Genomic DNA, 19,007 nt, shown 5'->3' with positions numbered 1-19,007 from the left:
TTAAGTTTATTTATCTGCTTTATCAAGATCATCCGATAATTTCTTTAAAATATCACGTGCTTCCAACTTCTCTTCATCTGTTAATTTAGCATTTTTACTCTTTGCTTCCAACGATTTAAGCACTTCCATATATGTACTATCTTTAGTGCATACAGTGTCTGTATAAGAGTCACCAATAGCAATCAGTGAATAATATTCAGTTCCTCTACTTGCCATAGCATATAATGTTCCATCTTTACCAAGGGTCATAGAACTATTTGAAAAGTTATCTACTATATTATATGTCTTTGGGAGTCTCCATTTAAGTGTACCATCTGGGTTTATTGCATATACTCCGCCAATACCATTTGTAGTAATATAAACTACACCATTTTTATCTATTATTGGTGCACCGGTAAAACTATTAGCGACATATTTCCACTTCAATGTATAATCTGGATTATAGGCATATAATCCATCTGCCCCACTCACATAAATTGTTCCATCTTTAGCATTAATAGCAGGAGCAGAAAATGCATATGAAGGGTTGTAAGGATGCCATTTCCATTCTTTTATTAAATCCCCATTTTTATCAAACACATAAAACTTACTCCCGCCATTAATATATATTTCATCATTTAAGCCAAGAGTAAATCCAGTATTACCTCCATTACTCCAAACATATTTTTTCCATAATTCTTTGCCATTCTGATCATGAGCATAAAGGTAATTAGTCTCACCACTTGTAACTACAGTATAAATTGTTCCATTTTGTGAGAGCATTGAAGAAAGTACTTGATTTCTTCCACTAAAAATTTCATTTGATTCCCATTTCAACGTACCATCAGGGTTATAGGCTTCTAATCGATGTCTACCGTTATTATGTACGTAAATAGTTCCGTCTTTACCTATAATTGGTGTTTCAACAGCGTTTATTTTAACCTGCCATTTAATCGATCCATCTGGATTTAAAGCTGTTAATTGATAGCCAGGCACATAAATAGTCCCATCTTCGGCTATAACTGGTGAACCATAATGCGTAATTAAGTTATCTTTAATCCATTTTGTTGAACCATCTTTATTAAAAGCATATAATTTGCCATTGTAATTTCCTATATAGATTGTACCATCACGCCCAATTGCGGGTTGATTACTGAAATTTTTCCCTCCATCTTTATCATAGAGTTTATTTTCCCATTTTACATTAGATGTTTCAGCCCCTGCATAAGGAGAGTTTCTGTTCCAGTGCTGCCCGAAAGGAGCTTCCGCCTCTAAATCATATTTTCCTTGTTCAAATTGTTTCCCTTGTGTGTTAATGGTTTCGGCTTTGGTCATTAAATTAGGATGTACTCCTACCATTAATGCAAACAGAAGCATCATTAACATAAATTTCTTTTTCATAATATACCTCCTAAATGAAACATTAAATTATACGATAATAAAATCATATTTATTATATATTATAATTAATAATTTAAATACTTAAAAACTAATATAAACAAAAATAAAAAAAGACCAGCTATTGCTGCTCCTGCTCTGTTTGCGTATTATTTTCATTAGTTGGTTTTGGTGGTTCTTGTGGTGGATAAGAACCGGTAAGTGATGTATAACACTCCATACAAATGTGCTTTTTCGCAAATCCCATATCTAGTTCATATAGACGTGCTCCACGTTTACAGATTTCGCATCTTGTTGCGATTCTAAAGCTTATAGTTCCATCAAGTTCCCTCCATACCTCGACTTTATTCATGCCATTTGAAAGCCCTGCATTATTTAATACATTAATAGGGATGTTTACAAAAATTCCAGCTTCAGATCTTTCCAACTCTACTAAATATCCCATAAACGGTGTTACATCCCCACGTTGTGGAGGTGTAACAGCTGAATTCTGATTCATATACTATTACTCCTTTCTTCTTTATCCTAAACTATTAAAGTGCCATCCATTTGAGTTACAGACATAGAATCCTAACCCTCGGTTTCCTTCTACAAAACGAATATGTCCCCATTGTTGGAATCCACCGCCGCCTAAATTAATTCCTTGCATCGCCCTTATATTAGAAAAAACTTTTATATCCTTTTCTGTACTTATATCAAACGTTTGTCCGTCTGACGCGGGAGCTATATTATTATTCACACCACCTACAGCAAGTGCGTTAAACGGCTGAATGCCATCTGCTCTTTCTGCCGCTGCACGATCCCAATTATACATAGATGCATATTTGCCACTGTATAGCGTTACACCACTTACACAAATCGCTGTCCCTTGTCTCATGTCAGCACTTCCAGAACAAACTTTAATAATCAATGCATGTTGTTGTGGAATATAGTTTTTCGGCACTTTAAAGGTAAATGAATATCGTCTGATTTCTCCATAAAATGTAGACGGCTCAGGAAAGTCCATTTTTTGTTCATCCCAGATATCGTAACTTACATTGTCTCGGAATTTAACACAACATACATGTAAGCGTGGTTTCCCTGTTTTACGTACACCATTTATCATAGATGCTCTAAAGTGAGCAGATACTGTGTATTCATTTCCGGGATGTATGCCATTATTCACGATTGCTTCTGGATAGTTATACATGTCTACCCTTGTAGCATTCACCATTTGCTCATAATCGAATATATGTGTATTCTTTTCTATTACGACATTTCCCCAGGACTTCCAAGTAAGACCATATCCACCTTCAAACCCATAATAATCGTTATGTCCAATGTTTTTCTTTGTAACACTAGAAAAATCGGGATCTGCTATTAGGTTTCGTCTTGATACCGCAGTTGTTTTTGTTCCCCATTCGTCTTGGAATAGGAAGTCTAGCATTTTAACAGTTACACCATCTTTATCAATGGTTATCTTGTCACCGTTAATTCTAATAAGATTCGTATCAATGCCTTTTGCTGTTAGCCATTTGACCATTGTATCTGCATTAATATCCAGTTTTGCAGCATTGATTGTAATTTTCCCAGGGGACATATTGATGGCAGTGACAATTCCGTCCTTTAAAATCTGCGCTAAAATCCCTTCATCTAAAACTTCTAACCTAGATTCCGTTTTCCTCGCATAGGCATTATAAGTCTCATTTATAAACGTTTCTTGTTTTCTAGAAACGATTGTAATACCTTTTTCATTTGCGCCAATACTTCTTTCTAACTCTGTAACTTTCTGATTGTATTTCTCGGTAGCTACTCTATTAGCTATATCTTCTAGCATTTTATCAACATCCGTTTGATCTTTCGGATGCAACCAAAATTCTGTAGCTATGGTGCCACGTTGTAACATAGGTGCAGCACACCATAAACGCCCATTTCTTGTAACATAATAACGCCATCTCACAAACGATGTATTGGCTGGCGCTTTATCTGAACATACAGCACGAACCCATGTATGATTTACAACCTTGATATTTGTTCTAGCTGTTTTAATGCGAGTTTTTTTGTCACCCGTCCACCATTCAATTTCAATAAATGCACCACCACTATCAATAGGTGTTTTCCCATCAGTATTGAAATAACCTGATGCAACAAATTCTTCGTTAACCTGACACTCAATGAATTGGCTTGTAAGTCCCCACCAACGATCCTGAGTCTGGCCAGTAACGGTAATTGCAAATGTATTCATACCTTTGTATTTTAAATTCGTATCAACAGAACCAATAGCCCCATTACCGCTATTCCAAAACCAATATTTCTGTCCTAACTTAAAATCAGCATCACGCAACTCGTTGACAGTACCTAAACCGCCTACATAATCCTCAACATCTTTCTTTTTCATTGTTAATTTCAATGCTTCAGAGTGTTGCTGTATCGTTGTGGCCGCCTGAGTTAATGTTTTCCCTTGCTCAGTTTGTGTTTCCTGTAATTTCTTAACACTTGCAGTTGTTCCTTCTGCATTCTTTTCTACAGTGTTAACACGTTCATTAAAAGAGGTTTGTGTTTTTTCTACCGTTTTTATACTTTCTTTAATACCATCCACACTTTTTTCAATCTCGGTTGTTTTCTTAGTGAATTCATCACTCGTTACTTGATTTTCTGGAGCTGGTGTCCAATCCTGTGGCTTATTACCTTTATATAAAGCAACCCATTCTACAATGGCTTTTGTAGTGTTACTTGGAAAGTTATACAGACTCAACTTTCTTTCATTTCCACTCGCTGCTGCTACAGCTTTAAAAGTTACATAGGTAATTCCATTCGCATAAACACTTGTTGCATATCCAACATTATTCGAACCGCCATTTTGCCAAATCCCGAACTTCTGCCCCTTCGGAACGCTACCTTTAATTACAAATGTATATTCTTCACCTGTAGAGAAATTTTCGGTTAGAGAATATGGATTGATTAGATAATCTGTTTTTTCGTATTTAGCATTTGAATCTAATAACAGATTACGTCCTCCAGCTTTATCGTTATTAACTTTCTTTTCTACACTCTCCAACTTCTCACTAATCTGACCAGCCTTTTCTGTAATTTCAGTTGTGGTTTTCTTTAAAGCATTTGTTGTTTGCTGCACCTCAGAGATTGTCTTTTCTGTACCTTCAGCAGTCTCTGCCACTGTATTTAATTTTCCAGTGATTTCACCGTCTTTTTTTGTTAAAGATTCAATAGATTTAGTAAAACCCTCGTTAGTTTGTTTCATTTCAGAAACAGTTTTATTAATTTCACCTTGAAAGTTTTGTACATTTTTAATAGTTTGCGAAACTTCTTGAAGACTATTTTTAACTTCCTTGAATCGTCCAGTGGTTTCACTTTGAGCTTCTTCCACTTTCTTATTTAATTCTTCTTCTGTAAGTTTGATATCTTTATTAACCTGCTCCATTGTTTCCTTCTTGATAGTTTCCACATCAGGAATAAGAAGCTCCCAACCTTTACCGTCCCACACTTTTAAAATACCAGGTTTACCTTTGCTAATATCTCGCCATAATGTTTTACCTACTATAAGATTATCGGTCGGTTGATTTTTAGCTTCAATAATATTTACCGCATTATTTTTAAGATTCTCTTGCACTTTTTCAGCCAGTGTTTTTGCTACTTCTGATTCTTTCTTAGCATTATTAGCTGTTTCATTTGCATCTTTCACTAATTTATCTAACTGATCTATCAGTTCTTGCTTACTACCTAGTGAACTAAGGATACGATTGTAAATCTTTCGTAGCTCATCATTAGGGTCAACAATTTCGCGGTAATCACCAAATGCGTATTTATCTTGCGAAGAATCAGTATGTGATTCATCACCTGCGATTGCCCTTGCTTCTAAATAAAGCTTAGGTGTGAATCCAACATCTTTAATTCGGATTGTATCTCCTTCATTGATTAACTCGTGGGCCAGCCCAAATACACGCCCTATACTTTGTGCTTGAACATCATAAGAGACAGAGGTATTCACGCGTTTTGCTAACTCTGTTTTCATAAGAGTCAATAAGCGTTCTGGTGTTATATCTTCTTCTGTTTCTGGAGTATAAAATCCAAATTTGTGTTTACCTTTTTCATTCCAACGTTGAAATGCATCGTTATCCACAATATATGGAATACCCTTATTTATATCTGAGATAGTGAGAACTTCTCCACCTTCTTTTTTGATAAAGCCAATTAAAGCTGTACAAATGTTTTGTGAGTTTTCAACACGTTTAATTCCAACTAAATCTTTACCTAACGTGACTTCCTTTCCTGTTTCTCTTCCTCTTTTTTTCACCATGTCTACATACCAACCTGCAATTCGAGAACCAACTACTTCAACACGGTATATAATTTCTAGTTCAAATAGGGAAGCAATCTTTTTTAAGAAACTCAATGGATCTATAAATTCATCAATAGTCATAGAATGAAATCCAGCATACTCCGTTTTACCACGCTTCCATTTTGTACCTACAAGAGCAACATCCATAAACTCATTTACTGTCTTACCTTCAAATTTCTGCGGACGAATATAGTCATCTTTAGCAAGATTAATCCATGCACCTGATGCATAAGTAATTACGGATCTATCGTCAGGGTCTTTTTCTACTTCAGTGATTACATACGGAACAATACGCCCATCCCTTACTTCTTTTAATACTAAGTTTTGTTGCATAAGTGTTGCTGCATATTTCGTGTTATCAAATACTTTAAACTCTAACGTATCGATATTATTCTTGATTTCCCAATGACGTTTATCATCCCAATAATCTTTTGGTTGTATAGCTGAAACGATTTGGCTAGTTTTAAAATCAATAATATGTAAGACTCCACTTGGCGTTCTCATCTAAATCGCTCCCTATATGTAACCTTTGCTGTTCCGATATCATAAGGCATAATTTCTAGTGTATTCATACCTTTATTAATGATAGGAAAATTACTGAAAATGTCCTTAATATTAATCGCATCCTTCCCTTCAATCGTTACATGACTATTTTCGGTATCAATTACGACTTTATCGCCAACATCTACTATATAAGGCGGTGTGTTTTTCGTATTTAAATTCACTTTCCAAAACTTTAAATCACTAACTGACATTGCTGCTACTGGTGGTACATCCTGCCATTGCATAATGCTAATCTGTATTTGAGCTGCTTTTTCCATGTGATAGTTATTTTCATCTGTCCACCGTGCAAAACGCTCTGAATCATCTTTTTCTGTCCCAGGAAGAAATTTCGAAATATACGCTTCCCATACATTTCCTGTTCTAGCTATCCACAATCGTCCAAAATATTGATTCCATGTATTCGGATAATCACCACTCTCATAAATCAGCCCTGTTTTCCCTGGCTTGTTATCGTATCCAATAACCATCGTTCCAAAATTTTGTTCAGCTTGCCAAAAGAGATCATTCATAGCAATTTTTGAAAGCACCTTACTGTTTTCGTCTAATATCGCTATCTCAACTCGGCCCATTTCATTGATTTTCTTACTCTTACATGTAACGTAGGCTTGCATAATAAAATCTTGTACTGGACCACCAGGTATACTCTTTTTGACAGCTGCACCGTGCCATCCTTTTCCCGTTCCAGTCCCAAAATCAGAACAATAGAATTGGTATTTATCTGATTTCATTTCACCAATCGGTTCACCATCTTCCATTGAACTGACTTTACTCCATCCAACAGTAGTGGCCATTTCATCCCATACTATACGTTGATTCCTTTCCACAGGCTTTTCTACAGTTTTTAGTGGCATACCGATACGAAAATAATCTCGATCACTTAAGGATACCCCGCCAAACCATACATCTAAAAAAGTGTTTGGTTTCGTAATGTCAATCTCAATAATAGGATTAGAATGAACAGTTCCTTTGTTTTGAACGTTTGCCGTTAACCCAAGCGCACCTGTTTGAAATTCTACTGTTCGGGTAGGTCCTAATTTATAAGGCATTGGACAAATAAATTTCAAAGTGCCTTTACCTAACGTAACGAAATCATCAGGATTAAAATCCTCATCAATTATAGCTAAATATGTTCTATCAGGGGTTGCATCAAATACTAGCTCAACTGCTTCTTCTGTAATTAACCATGCTGCTATTTCTTCTTTTAACGTTTCTAAATCTGTTCCATCTGGAACGATAATTCCTACAGGGACAGGAAGTGGACGAGGATCCGTTTCTGTTCCTAATAATCTTGCACCAGGATATCCAGGTGTTTTTAAGAAATTGCGTTTTAGAGGTGCCCATGTTGGTGGACTCCATCCCTTTTCTATTTGAATGTACTCCTTTCGTTGGTTGTTAAAAGTAAAAGAACTCATGCCAACACCTCATTTCTTTATAAGATAAAAGAAACCCAAACCTAAAAGGCTGAGTTTCTTTTTGCTTCTCTTTCTTGATACTCGGTTGTATAGCGATAAGTACCGCGTGCCACGTCTCTTCCTTCTAAATTAACAGGTACTTCAATAACTAAATCTCCACCAAGCATTGGAATAACCCCACCACTAGAAGACGAACCATATCCGTAATTAATCACTTGATTTGATACGCTGCTTGCCATAGCTTGTCTACTATTTGACATGCTTCCATACACACCACTCATGATACTCCTTAATCCTGATAATTGACTCACAGAACTAGCCATCATACGGCTCATGTCACCCATTAGTTGATTTATTTCTCCCGGCATAGCAAATTGTTGTCGTGGCATGGCTGCCACAATTCCTGCACCAATATCTCCAAGTGTCTTTTTATTCAGCGGAAGCACTGCTTCTCGCCCCGCTTCCCCTGCACCTTGCAAGTTTCCGCCATTCATTCCAAAGATAGTTGGTTTAGTAAAGATACCACCTTTTGCACGCCAATCAATATTAACTCCTGACGGAAATGTAATATCTTTACCTAAAATATTTTTCGTGCTTGTTTGTAAGCTGAAGTGTGGAAGAGGTGGCATTTCTGGTTTTGGAATTTTCAACTTCAAGTCACTAAAGAATCCTTTAATCTTTCCAATGAATTTTTCTATACTGTCAACTGCATCTTTAATTGGATCTATAATAAAATGTTTTGCCGCTTCAAATTTTTCTTGAGCTGCATTCTTAACAGATTCAAATTTTTCCCGTGCTGTGTTGTACATATCATTGAATTTCTCTTTTGCAGAATTATAAGCTGAAATAACTGGTTCAACGATGTATGTGTAAACCATCTTCCATGCTTCAAGTGTATAGCCTTTTATTTTCGCCCAAATTCCTAACATCCAATTGGATAAATCACTAAACTTTTCTTTTACTAAATTCCAAGTATCTTGTACAGGTTTTATAATATATTGTTTAAATAACCCCCATGCTGCTGATGTATATGATTTAACTGTCTCCCATTGTGAATTTAGCCAAGAAACTAAATCACTGAACTTTTCTTTTACTAAGTTCCAAGTGTCTAGAACAGGTTGAATAATATATTGCTTAAATAGTCCCCAAGCAATTTGTGCCATAGCTTTTGCAATTTCCCATTGCGTACCAAGCCAAGTGACCATTTCACCGATTTGTGTACTTACCCAGTCGTAAGCTTCCTGAATTGGTTGAATAATATATTGACAGATTGCTGCCCATGCGATTTGTACACCTGCCTGTATTAACAACCAACCAGCTTCTAAAACGGTAGAAACTGCCGAAATAATTGGATCTAAAACAGTAAGAATTGTATCCCATGTTTCTTGCCATGCTTGCGTTAATGTTCCCCACAATTCAGACGCCGTTTCAACTAAAGAGGACCACCAAGAGGAAGCAGTTTCAACAATGCCAGACCATAAACTACTAAAGAATTCACCTATCGGATCAAAGAAACTATGCATCATTTCTATGAAAGAAGACCATGCTTCAGAAAAGAATTCAACAGTAGAATTCCATGCATCGCTACACGCCTGCTTTACACCCTCCCATAAATCACTAAAAAATTGACCTATCGGATCAAAAAATTCATGCATTGCTTCTAAAAATGAAGACCATGCTTCACTACAGGATTGGGATATCCCGTCCCAAAGCTCTACTAAGTACTCTTTAATAGAATCCCATGCTTCTATTGTCCAATTTTTAATATCATCCCAGTTTTTATAAATAGCCACTCCTAGAGCAACTATAGCGGCTATGATAATAGGAACAATAGCAACTATACCTAGTGCCGCGGCGGCCCCAATTTCAAATACCCCCATGACCGATACAACAATTGGTGCAATAGCCATAAGTGCCCCTGAAATTACTCCAATAGCCGTTGCAACTGCTGCTAATGTCGCTGCTAATTCTGGATTATTAGAAATCCAATCAGCAATACTAGCAACAACATCAGCAATTACTCCTAGTATAGGTTCAAGAGCCATTTGTAAATCGCCCATCGCTTTTTGGAACTTTACTGCTGGATTTGCATCTAATTTTTTAACAGATTCATTTAAGTTGTCTTGGTTTTGTTGAAGATCTTTTGTTTTCTTAGAAGCTTCAATTAAAGTGTTTGTTAAATTTTGACCTTGATCTTCAAACATAGTGGCTAGAACTTTGACCCCAACCTGATTTTTCTTAACTGGGTCTTCTATTCCGTCAATAGCTTTAGCTACTTCTACCATCGCTGCTGCGCCATCTCTTCCGCCTTTAGCGACAGATGCTCCCCATTTTTCTATTTGTTCAGTCGCAATACCAGAACCGTCAAGCGCTTCTTTTAAAGCCTTATCAGCTCCTTGTGCGAATTCAGTTAATTGAATCCTCCCTTCTTTCAGTCCGTCTAAAAGATTATCAATATTCCAACTACCAGTTTCAACACCAGCTTCCATAATCGCTTGGACTTCCTCAGCTTTAAAGCCCGCACGGGTTAGCTGGCTACCATATTCAGCAATGATGTCTAACTGTTCTGGCGGAAATCCCATTTTTAACAAAGCATCAACCATGCCAAGAGCACTATCTTGCGTTATTCCTAATTCATTTCCTATTTCATAGGTTTCTTGAATCAACTCTGTAAAATCTATACCTTCATAGGATTGCGCGATTGTTGCTGCACCTTTAACGATAGATGCATTCGCTTCATCACTAATATCTTTATTTAAAGCCCATTGCCTACGTACACCAGCAAGTGATTCTTCAGCATCCACTCCATAAGCTGTTACCCCTCTTATTGCTTCTTCTACTGATTTTTTCGAGGATTCAGGGACATCAAAAGATATATCAATTTTGGTTTTCAATTTTGAAATATCAAGTGCTTTTTCAACAGCTGTCGCAATTCCACCACCAGCTGCTAATCCACCGATAACATTCTCTAATCCTACTTTTAGACCTTCAAACTTCTTCTCGGTTCTGCCAGCTTCTTGTTGTAAGTCTCTTAACTCATTTTGTACTTGTTGAATAGAGTTTCCGGCATCCACAGATCGGAGGGCACGTTGTAATTTTTCAATATCAGCTTCAGTTCCTAAAGCTTCACGACCAATAAGACCAATTGCTTGTTCTAACTGTCGACTTGTAGCCGATCCACTTTTAATTGCATTTACAAGACGATTACCTAATGCGCTCGCAAAATCATCAACACTTTTTCCTGTAGCACTAAATAAAGTTTCTAATTGTCGTGTTGAACTTGCCACATTTTCTTGTTCGGCTTTCATATTACCGAGCTTGTTTTTCAGACCATCAAGTGACCCTTGTGTAAATTCAATTTCACGCCTAAATGCGCGATACTGCTCTTCTGAGATTTTCCCATTTTGAAATTGCTCTTGAACCTGTTGCTCCGCTTCTTTTAATTTATCGAGCTTTTGTGTAGTTTTTTCAATTTGTTGTGTAAGCAACTGTTGCTTTTGAGCAAGTGCCTCAACGTTACTGGGATCAAACTTTAATAAACGGTCAACATCTTTTAACTCTTTAGTCAAAGAATCACTTTGCTTATTCACGTCTTTTAAGGCATTTTGTAACGGCTGCGTATTCCCTCCAATTTCAATCGTAATTCCTTTAATTTTCCCTCCTGCCATTATCTCACCCCTTTTTCTTAGAAAGCATTAAAGTCTTCTTGAGTTGCTTTTCGAACTTTTTCTTTTCCTGGATTTTTCATTTCAGCATACTCAGCGATATAATCAAAACAATCACCAATCGTCATCACTTCTAAGTCCCAATATGTAAGCTTTGCTTCATAGCAAAGAGCAAGGAACAATTCAGTGCTTAATTCTTCATCACTGAAAGTCCCTTGCTCTTCATTAATTTTCTTTACTTTTTTTTTGCTCCCATTGTTTTTTGAACCATCTCATTAATTTCCGGCATTATATCGTAAATAGGAAACTCATCAAACCCTTCTAACCAAGTCATCGGGTCTGGAATTTCAGGATCAGCTGTTTTAGCGTATAACCAAACTAAATCGTAACAAACTTCAAAATCTACTTTATCGAAATCTAAGTTAGAAAAATCAATAGTGCCTTCTGTTGCATCTTGCGAAGCGAATGTACCTATAGCTCCTAATTTAAACATATCGGCAAATAAATCCCGTCTAAATTGCGCCTTATATCGCTTGGCTGATGCTGCATTAGCTTTTAATTTAACCTGTTTTCCGTCTATTGTAATTGTCTTTTCCATCTACTTACGCTCCTTTTGGTAATGCAGGTACTTTTGTATACACTTTTTTGTACCAATTATTATAAATATCTGTTTTTGATTTAGTAGTAGTTTTCGTTTTAACCATACGTTTTCCATTAATATCAATAGGGCTGGATACAAATTTAAGTTCATTTGTATTTGGCTCCGCTGAATTTGTTTTCGTTTTAGATGCAAGTGTTGGACGACTTGCAGAACAGTTAAACATAACGTGTCGAGTTGCTCGTACATCGCCATCAAATTCAAATAATAATGCAAATGATTTTCCTTTAGCATCCGCTAACTCATTTAACACACCATCTTCTTCGTCTAATTCCTCTCCTAGTGCATCAATTGCAAATTGTTCCGGAATAGTCGCAATAGAAAGCGTTCCATCATACCCTTGGTTATTACTTGCAGCGTAATAAAGCATGTCATCAGCGTAGAATTCAATTAAATCCCCTCGTGGATCAAACGTTAATTCAACCGCACCAGGTAATGGAATTGGTGTATTAAATGTAACTACACCATCTTTAATATCGAAAAGCGCATAATGGACATTCTTTAAACCAAATGCTACTTTATTTTCATTCATTTATATCAACCTCGTTTCATAAAATTTTTGATACATATTTTCAGATTCAATAAAAGTCCCATACGAGTCATAAGGAATCTCGTGATCATCTAGAACTTGTTCTAGCTTGGCTTCCGCAACTACATCTTTCTTAGTTGTATAAAGCTCTATATTTACATCATTTATCTTGTGATACACCTTGTTATCAGCCATTAAATTTGCTGACCCATCCACAAGAAAACAGATATACGGTGGCGCCGGAACTGGATTACCTGGTGTTGCTATGAAATGCGAATAAGCCACAGGATAGCCTGTAGCTTCAAGAATTTTTATAAATTCTCCTAATGTTAATGTCATGATTCAATTGCCCTTTCAATACGTTTTGGCAATTCATCAATTACATACTCTTCAACGGGACGAATATGCACTTTCTCCGGTACTCGGCCACCACTAGCTTTCGCATGGCCATTTTCTAAAAGATGCGTTAATTGCCCTTTTGTATTATGGATAACAACGGCTTTATCTACTTTTTTCTTACGCCAACCTTTACGATAACCACCTGTTTTTTTAGGACTATTTTGTCTTAACTTGTTTACAGCAATATCAGCTACATCTTCTTGTGCAGTTGTTAATTCTTCTTCCACAACATTTACATATCTTTGCAATTCTCTTGCAAGATCACTCGCAAAATTACTCATATTAAACATGCTCCTTTGCGATAATAGTCAATGTTTGATACATTTCATCATCATTCATTGGCGGTTCGATAATGTCAAAGATACGATTCTTCATATTAATTCGCATTAATTCTGTAATACCTGTTGTATAAGGAATTACAAACCGATAAATTCGTGTAGACTGTGAAGCTGAAGCTTCAATATACTCAGATCCTTTCACCGTTTTTATCATTGCCCATGCACTTTTAACTTCTTCCCAATTACCTGTTTCAATTGCTTGATTCAATTCATCTTTTATTATTTCAGGTTGTTCAATGCGAATTCGATTTCTAAAGTCACCTGTATTCAGTGGTTTTTTATACTGAAAAGGACGCATATTACTCACCGTCCAATTTGATTTCTTCTAATGCTTTTGCAATACCAAAACTATTAATTTCGGTTAAAAAGTTTTTAGTAAAATACTCAAGTGCATCATTATAAGCATAACGAGAACGTTCAAAAACTAATTCTTTGAACGTCTCATCTTTGTTTATGTCATACAATCCACATACTTTTAATAAAGCTTCATTGGATGCAAAAAGGATGCGCTTTAGGTTATCGTCTTCATCATCACCCAAGTGCATCCTATCTTTGAACTGCTGTATTATTTCGTCTGAAATTACTGTTTCCATTTACATCACCCTTCAGTCGGTGGTGTTACTTCTTCAAGCTTTAATGTGTAAACTTGTGAAGTGTATTTATCCTTCGGTTTACCTGTAGCATATTGTTTAGCAATATAAACAGTTGCATCTTCTAAAGCTAATGTTTCTTCATACTTCTTGATTGGCTCTGTTCCACCCATTGCTGCAACATATTGACCTTTAACAAAGAATAATACTTTTCCTTGAGGTACAAACACTGACTCTGTAAGAATTGGATTAAATGGCAAACTAGTTACATATACTCCAGCCGCATTTTGAATTGTCGCGTTTGCTTGAATATCAAAAGTATCAAACGGATTAGTTACCATAACTACTTTACCAGCAATATTTTTTGGTCGATCTGCGTCTGAACCATCAGCATTTAACTTTTTAGCTAGTAGTTTAACAACACCTTTTAATTCATTGATTGTTTTGCGGCCTGGCTCGAACGTTAAAGTGCCTACTGGCTTTTTATCTGGATATACTCCATTCACAACACTTCCACTTGGATCTTTTAATAACCCAATAGGTTCATTTTTACCTGTACCAGCTACAAATCCACGTTCTAAACCTACTTTCATCGCTTCTGTAATCATTGTACGAACATAACGTTCTACCCATACAGGCCCAAGTTTCAACATGTCATTTGCTAATGGAATAAATGCCGTCAATTTAAGTTGGGAAATGCTATCTTTACGGAATGTAGCATTTAATTGACCTTTAATACCATCAAATAATGGTCCCCATACCGCTGCGCCTTCTGGATCTCCATAAATAAATTCTGTTACTGCACCCAGATTTTCAAGACCGATATGTTTTAGGAAAGGATGATCTTCAACTAAATCATCAAAAATACGTTCTTGGGTTGTCTTAGGTAAAGTTTCAGTAGACTTAAAGCCGCCTTCTTCCACAACTGCATTAAAGAACTTCATTTCTTCACTTGTTAATACATTAGCACCGCGAGATTGCATAATAGAACGATCTACCATTGATTCATTCACTTGATTTAAAATATCTGTTCTTACATCTGTAGCAAGTGCTTCAATCATGGAGTTCAATGCTACTGATTGCTCTTCTGCTGTACCTTCCTGTGTAGCTTTTGCAAATGCTAGTTTCTTTTCTTCAAAATTATTAAACTTGATAACCATATTTTATTTTCCTCCTAATGTTAAAAAGAGCGTACTCAAATTCTGTTTTGTATGAACAGGCTCTTGAATAAACTCTTTTGGATTTTGATTATTTTGTTGTTTCGTATACTTAGCTACTAAACTTTCTTTTAAATTTTCTACAACTTCCTCCTCTTCATCCTCTTGCGTATCATCAATTTCAATTTCATCTGCAATTTCATCAGCTAAACCAAGAGCCACTGCTTCCTCTGCTGTTAGCCAAGTTTCATCTTTTAAAAGTTGTTTTAATTCTTCATCTGTTCCAACAAAACGTTTCTTATAAGATCCTGCTAAAGCTGAATCAATCTTTCGTAAATCTCTTGCTGTTTTTTCAAAAAGATCTGCGTTTCCATATTCAAAGGTACTTGCTTGGTGAATCATCATCATAGTATTACTAGGCATAATAATTCTGTCTCCTGCCATTGCAATTACAGATGCGGCACTAGCTGCCCAACCATCAATATGAACTATAATTTCTGCACTATGCTGCTTTAACTGATTACAAATTGCTACACCATCGAATGCGGAACCTCCACCCGAATTAATATGAACGTGAATTTTTTCTGCTTTAACATCTTGAATTTTTCTTCTTACTGCTTCAGCATTATTTTCACTAAACCACCCACCAATTGATCCATAAACAGTTAATTTATATTCATTTTCACCTTTAGCTTCAAAACGAATGTCTCGTTTTAAATTCAAAAGCTTACTCATATTCACATGTTCCATCATTTCTCACCCCCTTCAGATTCATTTAATTTTGTATAGTTCTTCGTAATATGATGGACATTTAGGTTTGGATCACCTGACTCTTCATAATCTACTTCTGAACGAATTTCATTTCCTGTAAATGCACTTGAAGAAATGAGCTTATCAATACTTGTCGCAAGCTCAAATATACTTTGGTAGGAAACAGCTTTAACCTCAATTTTTTGTCCCAAAAGATATTCACTCATTTCAAAGAATTTAACGTTCGCTTCATCAGATAGTTTTTTTAATAATGGTCGTACTGTGAAAAGCATATAATTTTTCGTTTGCTTTTCTACATCAGCCATTTCTCCATATATCAAAGCTATAGGAATACCGATTGCCATAGCTACTTGATTTAAGAAACCATTTGTTACTTTATTGATTTCTTCCACACTAGGGCCATTTGCAACACCATTGTATATCTCGTTATAATTAATACCTTTTTGCTGTGGAACAATAGCTATATCTTTTGAACCAATTGACTTATACATGTTGTCTATAAACTCTTGTAACTTTGCTATTTGTTCCTCAGTTTTAGCACCAATCATATCCATATCAACTGTTCCACGAACTTGATTTTTACGTTTTTGAGAGTTTAATATTCTGCCGAACAAATCCCCATAATCTGCAAATAATCCATCAATAAGTGGGGTTAATTTATCATTTCGATACTTCAAATGAATAACTTCGCTTTGCTTAAAACTTCTCTTAAACGTATAATCTTTTACCCTTACATCCGTAAAAGTATCTTCAAACACAGCGTACTCATTATGTTGAAATCCATCTGCAATAAGTAAATCACCATCATCTGCTTGTATAACTAAACACTCATTATCATAAATAAGTTTTCGAACAAACCGTTCCCAAAAGGTACTTGCGGTCATATTCTTGTTTGGTCTTACGTTTAATCGATAATAAAGCTCATTCTTCTTAAATGCTTTACCATTTCTTATTCTAAATTCAGATTGACTAATCGTTCTTCCTAAAAATGAAACGCATGTATCAATTGCCAATCGTTTCATATGAAGCCTGTTTGCAGTATCAGTTATTATGTCCAGATCCAACATGAATTCTAGTTCTTTATTTCTTTTAAATACTGAACCTAACCATCCAATGGTTATCACCCCCTTTATTAGAATTTAATATTGCCTATAACAAAATCAGTAGCTTCTTGTATCTCATCCGCCCGATAAAGAGCATGAACAAAACACTGAAACCCGTCTGTTTTTCTACGAACGGGCTCTTTCTTTTCATATATTTTATTTCCATCAGCTTTGATAACAACCAATACATTTTGTGTATACCAACGCATTAGCGGATTATCATCAAAAACAATTTGTTTATTCGCAAATGCCATTTCAATACGTGGAGCTAACAAACTATGAATTGCTTTTGGGTTTCGTATAACTTCTATTTCAAATCCTTCTGCTACTAATAGTGGTCTTATTGCTTCCATACGGAAGTTATCCGCTATAATTTTTTTAATCCCATATTGTTCTCGCATTTCTACAAACCAATCAACAATGTGTTGAGGATTAATAGTCGGTTCATCAACAACTGTTAGTAATCCTTGCTCTTCCCACTCTTTAATTGGAGCGAATTTTTGTTTCTTGAACTCGCCTGCTTTTTTAGAATATCCGTAATAGATATCAACAAATTCTTTTCGTACGAAGGAATGAGTTTTAAAAATGTATTCCCCATTTTGTCTAAATAAAAGACCACATGCTGCAAAGTCCCGAATACTTGCAAAGTCTAACGCCCCTATGCATTCTTGAGCATATAAATCAGGAAAAGGACGATTTGTAGCAAGAATTTCTGACCATTTTGCAACGGACCTTTCTAAATTTGTAACAGGTAAGTTCATTCGCTTTGTCATGAACTCTTCTCGGTTACTTGGATCCTCCTCTAAATCCTCATACTCTTCTTTTATTGTTTCAAGTAAGCCTTCAGCATACTCACTTAACGGCTGAGATAACATTGGATTCGCCATTTCCCAATTATCGATTTCATCAACTTCTTTTTCATCATTTAATTTACAGATGAAAGGGAACAGCGCATTCGGACGGGCTTCACCCTTTAAAACTTTCATTGCCTTTTCTTTTAATTTATCTAAGAATCCATCTCTTACATATCCATCTGTACCAATGTAAAACTCACGCGGATTTTTCTTTTTTCCCAAACCACTGATGTGAACACGGACATCTTTATTGCTTTCATATTGATGGACTTCATCAAACATTACAGCGCCATCGCGAAGACCATCTTTTGTGTCTCCGTTTGATGTTCTAAACTTCACTACACTTCCAGTCGATTTCGAAATGGTTTGTGTTAATGTTGTTTTAAAAGCTCTTTGTAAAACTTCATTTCTTTTAATACATTTATGAATTTCATCTGGGCTTGTTTTTGCTTGCTCTTCACTGTTTGCAACAACGGAAATGTTATATTCAGGAATGCCATGTAATTCGCTTATTAAAAAGTGAAGAATAACTGTCATTAAACCATTTTTACCGCCGCCACGGCCAAGCATCCACAAGAATTTACGATAAAATACACGGCCATTTTTCTTATAAAATAAAAAGACGAATGCTATTAAGAATTTTTGAAATGACTGTAATGGAAAGTACCACTTTTCACCAAAGCGGATACACTTCTCGATCATTTCATCATCAAAATACAAGTCGTCTCTATTTAAAACGTATTTTTCCAGGTATTCAATTAACAGTTCTCTTTCAGTGTTGAACTTTACTTTACCACTTCTATAAAGTTCAATGTATTCATCTACATATTTTTGCCTAATCATACTAAATCACTTGGACTGTAACCCGAATTAGAAGCACCAACTTTAGGAGAAAGTTTTATATCTCTTCCCAAAGCAATTAATGAACTGTTAATTTTATTCCTCTCACTTATAAGAGGGTGGGCTTTAACAAAAACTTGAGAACCGTTTTTTATCGTTACGGACTCGCCTTCTTTATTAATAGTTTTATTTATTTTTCTAAATGCTTTTACAAGATCAATATATCTTTCTACCTTTTCAACTTCGACTAAATCTGTAATATCAATACTATTCATAAGCTGTTCTTTTAACCTCACAATACTAACAGCCATCTACCCACCCCCCCTTACGTGCGTAAAATCGAAAAAAAACTGACAGTTAACCCCCTCCTCCGGTGCCCCTTAGAGCATTTTTTGATGAAATATTTTAAGGGGG

General features: G+C 35.8%; 17 protein-coding genes. All 17 read right to left on the bottom strand.

Features of this window, described 5'->3' with window-relative positions:
- Positions 1–6: 6 nt before the first annotated feature.
- On the bottom strand, positions 7–1,380 hold the full coding sequence (locus AC0OM3_RS05220; protein WP_474211153.1) for an outer membrane protein assembly factor BamB family protein: 1,374 nt from the start codon (positions 1,378–1,380) through the stop codon (positions 7–9).
- A 118-nt stretch (positions 1,381–1,498) separates the two neighbouring features.
- The gene (locus tag AC0OM3_RS05215; protein WP_458901851.1) at positions 1,499–1,876 is read right to left on the bottom strand and encodes a hypothetical protein; all 378 of its coding nucleotides are present in this window, start codon (positions 1,874–1,876) and stop codon (positions 1,499–1,501) included.
- 21 nt (positions 1,877–1,897) lie between these two features.
- Complete coding sequence (locus AC0OM3_RS05210) at positions 1,898–6,217, bottom strand: phage tail spike protein (protein WP_474211152.1); 4,320 nt, start codon at positions 6,215–6,217, stop codon at positions 1,898–1,900.
- Positions 6,214–7,689: a distal tail protein Dit gene (locus AC0OM3_RS05205; RefSeq protein WP_474211151.1), complete on the bottom strand. Its 1,476-nt coding sequence runs from the start codon at positions 7,687–7,689 to the stop codon at positions 6,214–6,216. Before AC0OM3_RS05205 ends, AC0OM3_RS05210 begins: the two co-directional genes overlap by 4 nt.
- 41 nt (positions 7,690–7,730) lie before the next feature.
- Positions 7,731–11,357 carry a phage tail tape measure protein gene (locus tag AC0OM3_RS05200; protein ID WP_474211149.1) on the bottom strand — a complete coding sequence of 1,209 codons (3,627 nt, stop codon included), beginning with the start codon at positions 11,355–11,357 and terminating at the stop codon, positions 7,731–7,733.
- A 17-nt stretch (positions 11,358–11,374) separates the two neighbouring features.
- Positions 11,375–11,536 (bottom strand): hypothetical protein, encoded by a 162-nt coding sequence (locus tag AC0OM3_RS05195; protein WP_000477703.1) that lies wholly within the window; start codon positions 11,534–11,536, stop codon positions 11,375–11,377.
- A 53-nt stretch (positions 11,537–11,589) separates the two neighbouring features.
- The gene (locus tag AC0OM3_RS05190; protein ID WP_000415912.1) at positions 11,590–11,952 is read right to left on the bottom strand and encodes a hypothetical protein; all 363 of its coding nucleotides are present in this window, start codon (positions 11,950–11,952) and stop codon (positions 11,590–11,592) included.
- A 4-nt stretch (positions 11,953–11,956) separates the two neighbouring features.
- Positions 11,957–12,544, bottom strand: a complete 588-nt coding sequence (locus AC0OM3_RS05185; protein WP_001004907.1) for a major tail protein — start codon at positions 12,542–12,544, stop codon at positions 11,957–11,959.
- Complete coding sequence (locus AC0OM3_RS05180) at positions 12,545–12,880, bottom strand: hypothetical protein (protein WP_000176452.1); 336 nt, start codon at positions 12,878–12,880, stop codon at positions 12,545–12,547. It abuts the gene before it with no gap.
- Positions 12,877–13,221, bottom strand: coding sequence for an HK97 gp10 family phage protein (locus AC0OM3_RS05175; RefSeq protein ID WP_474211147.1), 345 nt, complete (start codon positions 13,219–13,221; stop codon positions 12,877–12,879). The genes AC0OM3_RS05180 and AC0OM3_RS05175 overlap by 4 nt, the downstream gene beginning before the upstream one ends.
- A 1-nt stretch (position 13,222) precedes the next feature.
- Positions 13,223–13,576: a phage head closure protein gene (locus AC0OM3_RS05170; RefSeq protein WP_001247293.1), complete on the bottom strand. Its 354-nt coding sequence runs from the start codon at positions 13,574–13,576 to the stop codon at positions 13,223–13,225.
- A gap of 1 nt (position 13,577) precedes the next feature.
- Positions 13,578–13,871 carry a hypothetical protein gene (locus AC0OM3_RS05165; RefSeq protein WP_000450783.1) on the bottom strand — a complete coding sequence of 98 codons (294 nt, stop codon included), beginning with the start codon at positions 13,869–13,871 and terminating at the stop codon, positions 13,578–13,580.
- A gap of 5 nt (positions 13,872–13,876) precedes the next feature.
- Positions 13,877–15,028, bottom strand: coding sequence for a phage major capsid protein (locus tag AC0OM3_RS05160; protein WP_044798067.1), 1,152 nt, complete (start codon positions 15,026–15,028; stop codon positions 13,877–13,879).
- Positions 15,029–15,031: 3 nt separating this feature from the next.
- Positions 15,032–15,775 (bottom strand): head maturation protease, ClpP-related, encoded by a 744-nt coding sequence (locus tag AC0OM3_RS05155; RefSeq protein WP_474211146.1) that lies wholly within the window; start codon positions 15,773–15,775, stop codon positions 15,032–15,034.
- A complete protein-coding gene (locus AC0OM3_RS05150) occupies positions 15,775–16,920 on the bottom strand; it encodes a phage portal protein (RefSeq protein ID WP_474211145.1) in 1,146 nt (381 codons plus the stop codon). The genes AC0OM3_RS05155 and AC0OM3_RS05150 overlap by 1 nt, the downstream gene beginning before the upstream one ends.
- Before the next feature lie 8 nt (positions 16,921–16,928).
- Complete coding sequence (locus tag AC0OM3_RS05145; protein WP_474211143.1) at positions 16,929–18,596, bottom strand: terminase TerL endonuclease subunit; 1,668 nt, start codon at positions 18,594–18,596, stop codon at positions 16,929–16,931.
- A complete protein-coding gene (locus tag AC0OM3_RS05140; protein ID WP_000301142.1) occupies positions 18,593–18,904 on the bottom strand; it encodes a P27 family phage terminase small subunit in 312 nt (103 codons plus the stop codon). Before AC0OM3_RS05140 ends, AC0OM3_RS05145 begins: the two co-directional genes overlap by 4 nt.
- Positions 18,905–19,007: the final 103 nt, after the last annotated feature.

The organism is Bacillus sp. FAU20, from assembly GCF_056033865.1.
The sequence above is the reverse complement of the archived record's forward strand: the minus strand, read 5'-3'. Positions and strand labels throughout refer to the sequence as shown.

Bases quoted from the DNA above. Each gene is read 5' to 3' on its own strand.
- AC0OM3_RS05220 (WP_474211153.1), bottom strand. From the start codon at position 1,380: ATGAAAAAGAAATTTATGTTAATGATGCTTCTGTTTGCATTAATGGTA.
- AC0OM3_RS05215 (WP_458901851.1), bottom strand. From the start codon at position 1,876: ATGAATCAGAATTCAGCTGTTACACCTCCACAACGTGGGGATGTAACA.
- AC0OM3_RS05210 (WP_474211152.1), bottom strand. From the start codon at position 6,217: ATGAGAACGCCAAGTGGAGTCTTACATATTATTGATTTTAAAACTAGC.
- AC0OM3_RS05205 (WP_474211151.1), bottom strand. From the start codon at position 7,689: ATGAGTTCTTTTACTTTTAACAACCAACGAAAGGAGTACATTCAAATA.
- AC0OM3_RS05200 (WP_474211149.1), bottom strand. From the start codon at position 11,357: ATGGCAGGAGGGAAAATTAAAGGAATTACGATTGAAATTGGAGGGAAT.
- AC0OM3_RS05190 (WP_000415912.1), bottom strand. From the start codon at position 11,952: ATGGAAAAGACAATTACAATAGACGGAAAACAGGTTAAATTAAAAGCT.
- AC0OM3_RS05185 (WP_001004907.1), bottom strand. From the start codon at position 12,544: ATGAATGAAAATAAAGTAGCATTTGGTTTAAAGAATGTCCATTATGCG.
- AC0OM3_RS05180 (WP_000176452.1), bottom strand. From the start codon at position 12,880: ATGACATTAACATTAGGAGAATTTATAAAAATTCTTGAAGCTACAGGC.
- AC0OM3_RS05175 (WP_474211147.1), bottom strand. From the start codon at position 13,221: ATGAGTAATTTTGCGAGTGATCTTGCAAGAGAATTGCAAAGATATGTA.
- AC0OM3_RS05170 (WP_001247293.1), bottom strand. From the start codon at position 13,576: ATGCGTCCTTTTCAGTATAAAAAACCACTGAATACAGGTGACTTTAGA.
- AC0OM3_RS05165 (WP_000450783.1), bottom strand. From the start codon at position 13,871: ATGGAAACAGTAATTTCAGACGAAATAATACAGCAGTTCAAAGATAGG.
- AC0OM3_RS05160 (WP_044798067.1), bottom strand. From the start codon at position 15,028: ATGGTTATCAAGTTTAATAATTTTGAAGAAAAGAAACTAGCATTTGCA.
- AC0OM3_RS05155 (WP_474211146.1), bottom strand. From the start codon at position 15,775: ATGGAACATGTGAATATGAGTAAGCTTTTGAATTTAAAACGAGACATT.
- AC0OM3_RS05145 (WP_474211143.1), bottom strand. From the start codon at position 18,596: ATGATTAGGCAAAAATATGTAGATGAATACATTGAACTTTATAGAAGT.
- AC0OM3_RS05140 (WP_000301142.1), bottom strand. From the start codon at position 18,904: ATGGCTGTTAGTATTGTGAGGTTAAAAGAACAGCTTATGAATAGTATT.